The sequence below is a fragment of the Mangrovimonas sp. ST2L15 genome (genome assembly GCF_001280515.1).
Lineage (GTDB): Bacteria > Bacteroidota > Bacteroidia > Flavobacteriales > Flavobacteriaceae > Mangrovimonas > Mangrovimonas futianensis.
On record NZ_LBIQ01000052.1, the window covers coordinates 1 to 13,514 of the forward strand.

Annotated in this window: 13 protein-coding genes; 12 read left to right on the forward strand and 1 reads right to left on the reverse strand. The window is 36.2% G+C overall.

Going from position 1 to position 13,514, the window contains the following annotated elements:
* The 6 genes from ZA07_RS15040 to ZA07_RS16230 form a co-directional block, all read left to right on the forward strand.
* A partial coding sequence (locus ZA07_RS15040) for a T9SS type A sorting domain-containing protein (RefSeq protein WP_157492174.1) occupies nt 1–1,802 on the forward strand: 1,802 nt, incomplete at its 5' end.
* A gap of 174 nt (nt 1,803–1,976) precedes the next feature.
* Nucleotides 1,977–2,525, forward strand: a complete 549-nt coding sequence (locus ZA07_RS15045; RefSeq protein WP_231628692.1) for an RNA polymerase sigma factor — start codon at nt 1,977–1,979, stop codon at nt 2,523–2,525.
* Entirely contained in the window at nt 2,512–3,246 is a 735-nt protein-coding gene (locus ZA07_RS15050) for a hypothetical protein (RefSeq protein WP_053972591.1), read from the forward strand. The genes ZA07_RS15045 and ZA07_RS15050 overlap by 14 nt, the downstream gene beginning before the upstream one ends.
* A gap of 29 nt (nt 3,247–3,275) precedes the next feature.
* Nucleotides 3,276–4,337 (forward strand): hypothetical protein, encoded by a 1,062-nt coding sequence (locus tag ZA07_RS15055; RefSeq protein ID WP_053972592.1) that lies wholly within the window; start codon nt 3,276–3,278, stop codon nt 4,335–4,337.
* A 108-nt stretch (nt 4,338–4,445) separates the two neighbouring features.
* Entirely contained in the window at nt 4,446–5,396 is a 951-nt protein-coding gene (locus ZA07_RS15060; RefSeq protein ID WP_053972593.1) for a nitronate monooxygenase family protein, read from the forward strand.
* A gap of 101 nt (nt 5,397–5,497) precedes the next feature.
* Complete coding sequence (locus ZA07_RS16230) at nt 5,498–6,634, forward strand: META domain-containing protein (RefSeq protein ID WP_053972594.1); 1,137 nt, start codon at nt 5,498–5,500, stop codon at nt 6,632–6,634.
* 3 nt (nt 6,635–6,637) lie between these two features.
* Here the strand turns inward: ZA07_RS16230 and ZA07_RS15070 are convergent, their stop codons facing one another.
* Nucleotides 6,638–7,288, reverse strand: a complete 651-nt coding sequence (locus ZA07_RS15070) for an alpha/beta hydrolase (RefSeq protein ID WP_053972595.1) — start codon at nt 7,286–7,288, stop codon at nt 6,638–6,640.
* A 50-nt stretch (nt 7,289–7,338) separates the two neighbouring features.
* Here ZA07_RS15070 and ZA07_RS15075 point away from each other — a divergent pair, with 50 nt between their 5' ends.
* The 6 genes from ZA07_RS15075 (at nt 7,339) to ZA07_RS15100 (ending at nt 13,514) form a co-directional block, all read left to right on the forward strand.
* Nucleotides 7,339–7,764, forward strand: a complete 426-nt coding sequence (locus ZA07_RS15075) for a PaaI family thioesterase (protein WP_053972596.1) — start codon at nt 7,339–7,341, stop codon at nt 7,762–7,764.
* The gene (locus tag ZA07_RS15080) at nt 7,764–8,879 is read left to right on the forward strand and encodes a chorismate-binding protein (RefSeq protein ID WP_053972597.1); all 1,116 of its coding nucleotides are present in this window, start codon (nt 7,764–7,766) and stop codon (nt 8,877–8,879) included. The genes ZA07_RS15075 and ZA07_RS15080 overlap by 1 nt, the downstream gene beginning before the upstream one ends.
* A 119-nt stretch (nt 8,880–8,998) precedes the next feature.
* Entirely contained in the window at nt 8,999–10,336 is a 1,338-nt protein-coding gene (locus tag ZA07_RS15085; protein WP_053972598.1) for a TolC family protein, read from the forward strand.
* A 4-nt stretch (nt 10,337–10,340) separates the two neighbouring features.
* Nucleotides 10,341–11,549 carry an efflux RND transporter periplasmic adaptor subunit gene (locus ZA07_RS15090; protein WP_053972599.1) on the forward strand — a complete coding sequence of 403 codons (1,209 nt, stop codon included), beginning with the start codon at nt 10,341–10,343 and terminating at the stop codon, nt 11,547–11,549.
* Between the two features lie 2 nt (nt 11,550–11,551).
* The gene (locus ZA07_RS15095) at nt 11,552–12,292 is read left to right on the forward strand and encodes an ABC transporter ATP-binding protein (RefSeq protein WP_053972600.1); all 741 of its coding nucleotides are present in this window, start codon (nt 11,552–11,554) and stop codon (nt 12,290–12,292) included.
* A gap of 1 nt (nt 12,293) precedes the next feature.
* Nucleotides 12,294–13,514, forward strand: coding sequence for an ABC transporter permease (locus ZA07_RS15100; protein WP_053972601.1), 1,221 nt, complete (start codon nt 12,294–12,296; stop codon nt 13,512–13,514).

A 13,514-nucleotide genomic window follows, 5' to 3' on the forward strand; every position in this document is an offset into this window, starting at 1 on the left:
CAACAAGTGTAGATTTAACTGCCTTAGAGCCAGGAGGACAAACCGGTGGAAGTTGGACCTATGGTGGCGGTACAGCAGTATCTGATGCCACGGATGCCGACCCAGCCAACGCACCGTTCACTTATACTTATACCGATGGTAACGGTTGTGATGCTTCCGATACGGTAGGCTATAGTAATTATACAGTAACCCCGGTATCGATTGACGATCAGATGGTATGTCCAGGGACAACAAGTGTAGATTTAACTGCCTTAGAGCCAGGAGGACAAACCGGTGGAAGTTGGACCTATGGTGGCGGTACAGCAGTATCTGATGCTACGGATGCCGACCCAGCCAACGCACCGTTCACTTATACTTATACCGATGGTAACGGTTGTGATGCTTCCGATACGGTAGGCTATAGTAATTATACAGTAACCCCAGTATCCATTGACGATCAGATGGTATGTCCAGGGACAACAAGTGTTGATTTAACCGCCTTAGAGCCAGGAGGACAAACCGGTGGAAGTTGGACCTATGGTGGCGGTACAGCAGTATCCGATGCTACGGATGCTGATCCGGCCAACGCACCGTTCACTTATACCTATACCGATGGTAACGGTTGTGATGCTTCCGATACGGTAGGCTATAGTGAATATGACGCTCCTCCTTGTCAAATTTCTGGCTCTACTGAAGTTTGTTTACAATCGCCGGATGGATCTGGTTATGTGTATAGTTTTGAGGGAAATACCACAGGTTTAACCTTTGAGTGGACTGTAAATGGTGGTACTATAATAGGAGCTGACAATGGAACTTCTGTTGAAGTTTTATTTGATTCTGAAGGAAATAATAAAGTATGGTTAACAGTTACAAATGTAACAACCAATTGTACTTCTACTTGTAGTTATGATGTTATGGTTTATGATTGCTGTAGCGATGAAACGGCCTATGCCTATAACACCCAATGTACAGGAGTTGATAACCTATGTTTCTTGGATTATGAAGACGAATTAAATGAGAACCGATGGGGATGGACACTTTCAGGAATCGATTTAGAGTCTGATATCAGTGATGATATGGGTATGCAATACAACAGTTATACGGTTGACTTATATGCCGGAAATGGGAACGATTGTATGCCAACAGATGGCCCTGGACAGTATGTAGGTACAGCCACCATTACTAGAAATGGAGATGATATAACTGTGTCATATAACTTAATTGATGATACTGAAGATACCTATTACGCACTTTACGGTTTGCATGTGAATATTGGCTGTAAACAATTCGCAACTAAGAAAAGAGGCAAAAAGAAGACTGTTTATACGGTAGCACCTGGGCAATACAACGCCAGTGGTAATGGTAATGGTAATTCTGAAGGTGTTGTCACCATTGATGTTGATGATACCGTAACTTTGAATAACGGATCTTATTGTTTGGACAACCTTTATGTGATTGTTCATGCCGAGGTTGAGATTTGTACAACGGAGCCTATGATTTCAGCGCCAACAGCGGTTAAATTGGCTGAGACAGCTAAGGTTGAACCGATACAAAATGAGACTGTAGCTGTAGATTTTAAAGCCTATCCAGTGCCATTTAAGGATATAGTCAATATTAGTTATCGTTTTGATTTTGATACCGAAGTTACCTTGGAAATCATTGATTTAAGTGGTCGTTTGGTTTACACCAAAAACATTCAAAATTATGTAAAAGGAACCAATGGTATGGAAACTATTGACTTGACCAAAACAAATAGTCAAATGTTATTTGTTAGATTAATTACTGATCAGGGAATCAAGATTAAGAAAATTGTAGCAAAGTAATAGTAGCTATTAAATATGTGTACCTTTAATCAAATGATAGGTACAGTAAAAAGGGTAAATGATTTCATTTGCCCTTTTTTTATTAAAAAAAATTACTGGGTCATCCAACCTTTTTTATTTTTAGCACGTTTCTTTAAATAGAGAACCACATTTAATATGGCAAAAATAGTATCGATGAATTTAGAGGTTGATGAGCTTATCAGATTGGCAAAAAAATCCAATCAACAAGCTCAATTGGCACTGTATGATAGATACTCAGCCAAGATGTTAGGTGTTTGCAGACATTATATTAGGGACCAACATTTTGCAGAAGATGTCATGATTGGAGCTTTTCATAAAGCTTTGGAAAGTATTCAAGCCTACGAGCCTTATGGAAGCTTTGAAGGGTGGTTGAGAAGAATTATGGTTAGGGAGAGCATTTCTTATTTAAGGGTTCAGAAGAACAAATTTGATGTGGTAGAGGTTAACGAAGGTCATTTTTATCAAAAACCAAATCAGGACCCTAGTGATGATTCCGAAGAGATACAAATGGCAATCGATGCACTTCCTGTAGGCTGTAAAACCATTTTTAACCTATACGTAATTGAAGGATACAAACATTATGAAATTGCAGAGTTGCTGGAGGTAAGTGTAGGGACTTCCAAATCACAATTGGCGCATGCTAGAAAATTGTTGCAAAGTCAGCTTTCTCATTTAAATTCAAAAAACGATGCATCAAGATAATTTTGAACATAGTATAAAACAGGCTTTGAAGGATAGGGAAGTAGTCCCCTCCTTAGAAAGTAGAGACAAGTTAAAGGAGTTACTTAACAAATCTGAAAATAAAAAGACTTCTAACCAGGTTTGGCCTTGGTTTGTCGCGGCAACAGCTGTGATAGGTCTGTTTTTTGTTGCAGGCATAAACATGATGGATGATTCTAAAATTATCATAGAACCCAAGGTTGTCATTGAAGAAGAAAAAGGAGAGTCGATAGAATCTAAAATCATACCCACTACAAACAAAGATGAACTAACCAACCACGAGGTAGTTGAACAATCACTTAATAAACTTGAAAGTTCTGCCGAACAAAAATCACATTCTTACAGACTAGAAACAACCATGGTTGATGAGTCTGTATATAATCCTAAGGACGAGATTGAAATTCAATCCCCTAGTGAGGAAATCAAAGTAACTCCCCGAGAAGAAAATTCACCCGAAGAGGAGGATGGGAAACATTTATTTATTACTCCGGAAGCCTTATTGGCAAGTTTGGAACAAGAGGACACAATCATTCCCCATAAGACAAAGACCCCAAAATCGAGTTCATTTATTGAATCGGATAAATTGTTAACTAAAATGGAAGCTCAATTGTTTGAAGAAGACCATAATGATGTCTTTAAGAAAGTGGGTAAACAATTAAAGAGGGTTCAAGAAACTCTCGCCGATAGAAATTACAAAGATTAATTATTAAACAAATTTACACAATCAAAAAAATGAAACTTTACACTTTCATCATGGCATTCTTATGTCTTATCCTGAACACCAAAGCTCAAGAGAAAACATTTGAAAAACAAGCGGTTAATATTGCGAAACGAATAGATTCTATCACGATTTCGCAGAAACTTTTAATGAAAAAGGAATTAAAGGTTATTGATAAAAAGTTAGTAAATGGAGAGGTTTCTCAAGAGGAAGCCCAATCCCAAAAGATGGAGATAGCCACATTACATGCCGACATCATTAATAAGCAAGTAGCTATTGAAGAAACAAAGTTACAGCAATTGATAAAGGACAAAGTTGATAATAATCTGGAAGAAGAAACCGATAAAAGCTGGATGAGTCAAACCTTCTTAAGTTCTTTAGAGCAAGATAATTTGGTTAGGGATAGTTTAACGGGGTTAAAAATGGAGAGACGATTTACTTCACAGTTGGTTTTTATCCTGGGTATGAATACAGTACTTCAAGATGACCATGCTCATTATGGTAACGGATTTAAAACTGTACCTTTTGGATATGGTGAAGTAGGTTTTTCATTCAAATACCGTTTAAAGGAAGATCAAAATTTATGGAATCTTAAAGCTGGGTTTTCGGTCATGTTTCATGAAATCAAACCAGATTCTGACAATGATATCTTAGTTAAGAATGGTAATGAGACCTATCTTGATGATGCCGGGTTTGACATAAAAAAATCGACTCTTAATATAGGTTACATTAGTATCCCGATTCATTTAGAACTTGACTTTTCAAAACCTCAATTTGATAAAAAATCAAATCAAAGTTATTTGCGTTCTCAAACGGGATTCCGAATGGGGATAGGAGGGTATGTAGGTGTTAGGTACTATACCAATCAGGTTATAAAATATGATGAAGATGGAAAGAAAGTCAGAAAAGTAGAACGTGATAATTTTAATGTTAATACGTTAACTTTTGGTCCAAGCGCATATCTGGGATTTAAAGATGTAAGTATTTATGCCAAATATGATGCTAATTCTATTTTTAAGAGAAATCCAGCAGAAATTCACAATCTTTCTATAGGATTAAGGGTGGATTTTAATTAGTTACAATTAACAAAACACAACCATAAATGATTCCATTTTTTATAGCAATTTTTTAAATTATGCACGCATAATAAAAACAGTTATATTTGTGATACAAACTAATTTAATATGACTGATACCACACTTACCAAAATGCTTGATATCAAGCATCCTATTATTATGGCTCCTATGTTTTTGGTGTCAAATGTAGCCATGGTAAAAGAAGCTATGGCTTGCGGTATAGCTGGATGCATTCCTGCATTAAACTACCGTACCTTAGCTGAATTACGTTCTGCTATTCAAGAATTAAAGGCAGCTAAAGTGGCTGGTGGCGCATTTGGTTTTAATTTAATTGTCAATAAGTCCAACGTTAAGTATCAGGAGCAGCTGCAAATTCTTTGTGAAGAAGGTTGTGATTTTATAATCACCTCTTTGGGAAGTCCGCAAGAAACCATACGAAAAGCGCATGAGGTAGGAATAAAAGTGTTTTGTGATATCACAGATTTAGCTTATGCCCAAAAGGTAGAGGCACTAGGAGCGGATGCCGTAATAGCTGTAAATAATCAAGCAGGTGGGCACCGGGGTGAAATGAAGCCGAAAGAACTAATCTCCTTGTTGAACGAACGTTGTAAAATTCCGGTCATTTCTGCTGGAGGTGTGGGAACCAAAGAGGAATTAGATAAAATGCTGTCATACGGAGCTATTGGGGTTTCAGTAGGAAGTCCGTTCATAGCTTCCAAAGAATCAAATATTACGGAGGAATATAAACAGGCTTGCGTCGATTTTGGAGCTCAGGATATTGTAATGACCGAACGTATTTCAGGGACACCATGTACGGTGATAAACACCCCTTATGTTCAAAAAATAGGAACCAAATCCCCTTGGCTAGAACGCACCCTCAATAAAAATAAAAAACTTAAAAAGTGGGTGAAGATGTTACGATTTTATATTGGTATGAAGGCCACAGAAAAGGCAGCCCAACAAGCAACTTATAAAACAGTGTGGGTGGCAGGTCCCAGTATTGAACATACCAAACAAATTTTACCAGTAAAAGATATTGTAGAAAAGCTGATTCATTAAGGTTCTTTTTAGATTCTAAATGCTTCAAAAGGAATTTAAAATTTGGATTTGATTTTCAATTTTTAAAGATTTAAATTCGTCATCTTATTTAATCATATATTATGAAAAAGTTATTCCCTTCTGTTTTTATTGTGTTAATGGTGTTGATTTCTTCCTGCCAAAAGGAAGTTACTAAACAAAGTGATTTATTATTAGGGTCGGGATGGGAATTGGAAGCCATCTCCAATACTGATAAATCTTTTGAAGAATTGTTTCCAGGTAAAAAACCTTTTTTGGAATTCACCCAAGAAGGATCTGTAAAGGGAAATAGTGGATGCAATGGGTATACCTCAGAATATAAAATTAGTGAAAATCAAATGTCCTTTGGTGAGCCTGGTCCAACAACAATGATGTATTGTGGCGAGGGAGAAAATTTGTTTCGTGATGCTTTAAAGAAAATTACTCATTACGAGGTAGATGATGAAGGCAAGCTTAAACTAGTTTCAGAGAGCGAAACTTTGCTAATCTTTAAAGCCTCTGATTTAGAAAATGATGCTAATGAGACTTCTGTGAACGTACGATTTGATAAACAAGAAATCACCGATAAAAGTTATTTCAAAGCTAATGGTACAGAGCCTTTTTGGAGCTTGGAGATTGATGAGCAATCCATTACCTTAAAAATGATGGAGGACACTATTACAGTACCAAATCCTAAAAGCATTAAGGCTATGGATGCCAATGTGAAACAATATGATGTGGAAACTGAGGCTTACGCTCTAAGGATTGTAATTATTCAGGATCCTTGTGAAAATCAAATGTCTGGAGAAAATTTTCCATATTCGGTGAAAATGGAATTAAAATCTACTGGTGATTCTGAAATTAAACCTCTTTATGGATGTGGTTATTTTTTGACAGATCCAAAATTAAATGACATCTGGAGTCTGGAAGCAATGAACGGGAATGCTATAGACAGGAGTCAATATCCAAATAAAATTCCATCACTTATAATCGATTCGGAAAAGAATATTTTTATTGGCCACACTGGTTGCAATGACATGAAAGGGTCATTATTTTTCGAGCCTAATCTTTTGAGGTTTAAAGACATTATAACCACTAAAAAAATGTGTGTTCCCGATAACGGACAAGAACAGGCTTTCTTGCAGGCACTGAAATCAAGTATTACCTTTAAAGTTGATAATGATCGATTGACATTATCAAATCCTAACGGGGAACTATTGATGTTTAGAAAAGATAATTGATTTTCATTCTTGAGTAAGTTTGGATACGAGATTCATATTTATTTCATGTTTTCCATCAAAGGGATGAATTTTTAATCGTTCCCCAAAGAGTGATTGGGCATGACTTATTTCTGTTTCAATGTATCCTTTAGCTACTAAATATTCATCATGATTCCCATAAATAAGATGGACTTGGGTTTTATCTGATAGATATTTAAAATCAAGGGGATTCAATTCGTGTGGTATTTTACCGGAATGAATAATAATTTGATTACATAAAATCTCCCTTTTTGCTAAATATCTTAGAGCGACACTAACTCCTTGAGAAAATCCCAAGACAATAAAGTTGCCTTGTGGAGGTAGATTTTCTTGTTTGAAGAGGCCATCAAAATACCTAACTATATTTTCCATTTCCAATGGGGTATTCTCCTTGGTAAGCCAACTAGCTCCTACATGTCTCATTTTAGGAGGTAGGTAATATTTGCTTGGTGCTTGAGGTGCGATGATGAAATTTTCTTCCTTATTTAAAGATTCAAAATATCTTAAAAAGTATCTGCTTAAAAAGCCCATCCCGTGACAAACAAACCAAATATTCTTTGTTTTATCTGTCAAAGAATTGAGTGTTTCATAAGTGTTGGAGGTTTGATAGGATATTTCCTTTTGGGTTGAATTCATTTTAACAGCTCGTTTTGTATTTTTACAGCTCCTAAAAATACATCAAATTTATGCCACTATCTAAAGAAGACGTTCTTGCCCAAGCCAATTTGGCAAGTAAAAACACCTTAATGGAAACCTTGGAAATTGAAATGATTGATTTTGGTGAAGATTTTTTAACGGCAAGAATGCCAGTTAATTCTAGGGTTTATCAACCAGATGGGGTTCTTCATGGAGGTGCTACGGCGGCTTTGGCAGAAAGTGTAGGTAGTTTTGCATCTCATATTTTTACCAACATTGAAGAGAAATTTGTTCGTGGTATTGAAATTACGGCAAACCATTTAAAAAGTGTGACCGAGGGTTATGTTTATGCTAAGGCTACTTTTATTCACCGGGGGCAGACAACGCAATTATTGGATATCCGTGTTACAGATGACCAAGATAACCTCATTTCCATTTGTAGATTGTCTACCATTTCGCTTCCAAGAAAGAAATAATGGATCAAGATCTTTTTTTCTCAGAAATTGAATTACAGTTTCAAAAGCAATTGCCCTTTGTTGCCTATAGAAAACCAAACCAAGACTTGGTGAAGGCTTTTCTTCAAGATAATTCAGAATTATATACTGTTTCAGAGTTTACCGAATGTGGGTTTGTATTTGCCCCTTTTGACGATCATGAAGAGACCATCATCATCCCCTCAGATGTTTCAAAATTACTAGTTGCAAATAGTACTATTCTGGAACAAACATCTAAAAAGCTTGATGAATTACCTAAATTGGACGATTCTGAAAAGGAACCTCATTTAAGCCTTGTACAACAAGGAGTCGATGCCATCTTGAAACGACAATTTCAAAAGGTTGTTTTATCCAGAAAGGAAGTCATAAAAGGAGTTGAATTAGACCCCATAGTTGTTTTTAAAAGGTTATTGCAAACATATCACACTGCTTTCGTATACTGTTGGTACCATCCAAAAATTGGGTTGTGGCTGGGAGCGACTCCCGAAACGTTACTAAAAGTTGAGAATAACAGGTTTTCTACCATGGCACTCGCTGGAACCCAGGTTTATAAGGGTTCCATAGATGTAGAGTGGAAAGACAAAGAAAAGCAAGAACAGCAATTTGTGACTGATTTTATTGAAGAAAGTCTTCAAGGAACAGTTAAAAACACACATGTAGGGGAACCTACGACCATTAAAGCAGGAAACCTACTTCATATACAAACAAAGATAACTGGGGTGTTGCAAAATAACTTAAAGAATGTCATTCAAAAATTACATCCTACACCAGCTGTTTGTGGTCTTCCCAAAAAAGAGTCAAAGGCATTTATTCAATTACACGAACACTATAAAAGAACCTATTATTCAGGGTATTTAGGAGAGTTAAATGTTAAGGATAAAACGACTAGAAATACCAACAGACGTAACGTGGAAAATAATGCCTACAGTATGGTAAAAACGCTATCAGAGTTATTTGTAAACTTGCGTAGTATGGAGATTATAAATAACGAAGCTCACCTATTTATTGGTGGTGGTATAACCAAAGATTCAATTCCAGAACTAGAATGGGAGGAAACGGTTCAAAAAGCTAAAACCATCAAGCAGGTATTATTGTAAAAATCCTATCGATTCAAAGACCTAGTTCGTCGAGTCAATTCCCTAGAACTTCTATTGTCCTTTATATATAATGAGGTTTGTTAGAATTTTGGAGTGTGAAACTCAAACACATTTCAAAAATGAAACAAATATTAACCATACTAATTTTCTTTACTGGGTTTGTTATTCAAGCACAAGAAGTTGGTGTTGTAGAAGATAGCGGGAATAAAGTTTGGACACTTCAAGAGTGTATAGACTATGCCATAGAAAACAATATAACGATTAAAGATGCAGAGTATACCAAGCAAACAGCAGATGTTACTTACAAACAATCCAAGGACAATAGATTACCAAGTTTAAGTGGTAGCGCGACGCAAAGTTTTACCAACGGGCAGTCTATTGACCCCATTACTAGTGATTTTGTGAACCAGCAAATTCATTCAACAAGTTTGGGTTTAAATACCTCAGTAACATTATTTCAAGGGAATCAATTAAATAATCAAATCAAACAAAATAAACTACTTGTTGATCAAAATTCACTCTATGTAGAAGAGGCTAAAAATAATATCATATTAAGCGTTGCTGAAGCCTATTTACAGGCCTTGTATGCTAAAGAAGGAATTATTATAGCTGAAAAGAACTTACAAGCTTCCACTCAAGAAGCGACAACAGCAAAGGCTCGTTATGAAGCGGGAAGTTTTGCAATGCAAGATTATTCAGATGCATTATCTCAAGAGGCAACCAATAATTACAACTTAATAGATGCTAAAAATTCTTATGCCCAACAAGTTATCGTTCTAAAACAGCTATTAGAGCTTCAACCTACAGATAATTTTGATGTTGTGACTCCAGAAACAGATGACTATCAATCACCATTGATACCAGCTAAACTAGACGTATATCAAGCAGCTTTGGAGTATTTGCCAGAGTATAAAGCATCTAAGTTAAATGTAGATGTATCTGAAAAGGATTTGGATATAGCCAAAGGTAATTACTTACCAATTCTAGCTTTAACGGGAAGTTTAGGTTCAGGATATACCAGTGTACAAGATTTAGCATTTAATGATCAAATTAATGGAAATTTCAATCAACGTGTAGGACTGTCTTTAACCATCCCAATCTTTAATAAAAATCAAACCAAAGCAGAAGTACAAAAAGCAAAAATAGCCATAGACCAATCGCAACTGCAACAACGTACGGTTGAAAAGGAAATTTATCAAAAAATTGAAACGGCTTATCAAAATGTCTTAGCGACTCAAGAGCAATTGGTAGCTGCTCAGTCGGCAAGCAATGCGGCCGAAGAGTCTTATAAACTTGCGCAAAAAAAATACGATCTAGGTGGGTTAAGTGCTACCGATTTAGTGGTTAGTCAAAACACTTTTACCAATGCACAACAAAACTATTTACAAGCAAAATATCTAAACATTTTATACACTCAGTTATTGGAGTTCTACCAAGGAAACGACATAAAAATTTAAGGACATGAAAAATAAAACCACAAAAATACTCACTCTTGTTATTGTTATATTAATAGTTGCTGGAGGAATTTACTGGAAATGGGGACAAACTGAAGACACGGTTATTACGGTTGATACCTTAACGGTAAAAAAAGGAACAGTTACTAAAATGGTTACTGCCACTGGAACAGTACAGCCTTTAACCGAAGTTGAAGTAGGAACTCAGGTATCGGGGGAAGTTGAAAAAATATATGTTGATTACAACAGTATCGTAAAAAAAGGACAGCTTATTGCCGAATTAGATAAAACCAATTTAAAAGCGTCTTTGGCACAAGCAAGAGCTAGTTATAACAGTGCTTTAAACGAAAAAAATTATTTGCAATCTATCTACGATAGACAAAAATCATTATTCGATAATAAAGTAATCAGTCAAGCAGATTACGATGAGGCTTTGTATAACCTAAATACAGCTAAAAATACTGTTGAACAACGTTATTCAGATTTACAAGAAGCCCAAACTAACTTAAGTTATGCTGAAATTTATTCGCCCATAGACGGTGTTGTATTATCTCGAGAAGTCGATGAAGGACAAACAGTGGCTGCTAGTTATGAAACACCAACCTTATTTACAATAGCCAAAGATTTAAAAGAAATGCAGGTAGAAGCAGATGTAGATGAGGCAGACATAGGTGAAGTAGAAGAAGGACAAAGAGTAAGCTTTACTGTTGATGCTTATCAAGGTCAGGAATTTGAAGGAACCATTACGCAAGTTCGATTGGATCCAACCGAAGAATCTAATGTTATCACCTATACAGTAGTTATTAAAGCAGATAACCCAGAGTTAAAATTAAAGCCAGGTTTAACAGCGACTGTGTATATCTACACTTTAGAGTTAAAAGATGTCTTAACGATAGAAGCTAAGGCGGCTAATTTTAAACCAGACATGAGTTTATTACAAGCCTATGAAGCTCAGGAAGAAGTTGCTATGCCAAAATCAAGTTTAGAACCAACGAGTAGTCAATCTATAGTTTGGTTAAAAAATAACAAGTCTATTCAACCACAAGAGGTGGTGTTAGGACAAAGTGATGGCGTAAATATAGAAATAAAAAGTGGTTTAAGTGAAGGTGATCAGTTAGTGTACCATATGGAATCAACATCTGGTGAAGTGGTTGAAGCAGGGAGTAATGAAAGTCCGTTTATGCCAAAACCACCAGGAAAGAATAAAAGGAAATAATCATGAGTAAAGAGATTATTAAAATAGAAAATCTTAAAAGAGAATTTAAAATGGGTAATGAAACGGTTCATGCCTTAAAAGGAATCTCTTATACGATATATGAAGGTGAGTTTGTAACCATAATGGGGTCTAGTGGTTCGGGAAAAAGTACCATGTTAAACATTTTAGGATGTTTAGATCAACCATCTTCTGGGACTTATCAAATCGACGGGGTGATGGTAAAGGAGCTTAATAGAAACGAACTGGCAAACATCAGAAATGAAAAAATAGGTTTTATTTTTCAATCCTATAATTTGTTACCCAGAACATCAGCCATTGAAAATGCCGAATTGCCTTTGCTCTATAACAGTAAAGTAGGAACTCAAGACCGCTATGATCGTGCTGTTAGCTCTTTAAAGTTAGTGGGTTTAGGCGAACGATTAGATCATACCCCAGCGCAATTGTCTGGAGGACAACAACAACGGGTTGCTATTGCCAGATCGTTGGTGAATGATCCCGTAGTTATCCTAGCCGATGAAGCAACAGGGAATTTAGATACCAGAACATCTTATGAAATCATGTCGCTTTTTCAGGAATTAAACAGACAAGGAAAGACCATCGTTTTTGTTACTCACGAACCTGATATTGCAGAGTTCAGTAGTAGAACGATTGTACTTAAGGATGGTCATATTATAAAAGATGAATATAACTCCAATGTATTAGATGCTGCAGAAGCATTGGCTGCATTACCAAAGGAAGATTAATATGAGACTATTAAATTTAACAAAAACAGCATGGAAAGCGATCTTACTTAATAAGGTAAGAACGTTGTTAACCATGTTAGGGATTATTATTGGTGTCGCTTCGGTCATCGCTATGTTGGCTATTGGAGAAGGATCTAAAGAGAGTATTAGAACACAAATATCAAGTATGGGATCCAATATGATAAACATTCGGCCAGGAGCAGATATGCGTGGAGGAGTGAGGTTAGACCCAAGTGAGATGCAATCTTTAAAATTAGCCGATTTTACAGCCTTAAAAGAACAAGCCGATTTACTTACAGATGTTTCCCCTCAAGTATCTGGAAGTGGTCAGGCTATCAATGGCGCTAATAACTGGCCGACATCCATTTATGGCGTAGCTCCAAATTTTATAGACATTAAGAAGTTTACCATTGAAGAAGGAAGTATGTTTACGGAGGCCGAAGTGAATTCCTTTTCTAAAGTAGCTGTTATTGGTCAAACCATTGTTGAAAATTTATTTCCTAATGGAGAAGATCCTATAGGTAAGATGATTCGTTTTGGTACCACGCCTTTTAAAGTGATTGGAGTACTCAGTGAAAAGGGAGAGAATACCTTTGGTCAAGATCAGGATGATGTGATACTGTCTCCCTACACCACAGTTCAAAAGCGTATTTTAGCGATTGACTATCTTCAAACCATTGTAGCTTCCGCTGTTAGTGAAGAATTAGCTCAAAATGCTGTAAGTCAAGTGTCTGATATCTTGAGAGAGCAACATCATATTTCTGATAATGAGGAAGATGACTTTAATGTGTTTTCAATGGATGAATTGATCTCTACCTTTAGTTCTACCAGTGAAATGCTTACTGTTTTATTGGTGGCTATTGCAAGTATATCCCTATTAATAGGAGGGATTGGAATTATGAATATTATGTATGTTTCGGTTAAAGAAAGAACCAGAGAAATTGGTTTACGTATGGCCGTAGGTGGTAAAGGAAGTGATATCCTTTGGCAGTTTCTTATTGAAGCTATTTTAATCAGTATTACAGGTGGATTAATTGGTGTATCTTTGGGTATGTTAGCAACGGTTTTTATAGAAAATATGCTAAGTTGGCCAACAAGTGTTACCAGCTATTCCATTATCATTTCCTTTGCCGTTTGTGCAGTAACAGGGATATTCTTTGGATGGTACCCAGCTAGAAAAGCAGCTGCCTTAGATCCTATTAATGCATTGAGATACGAATAA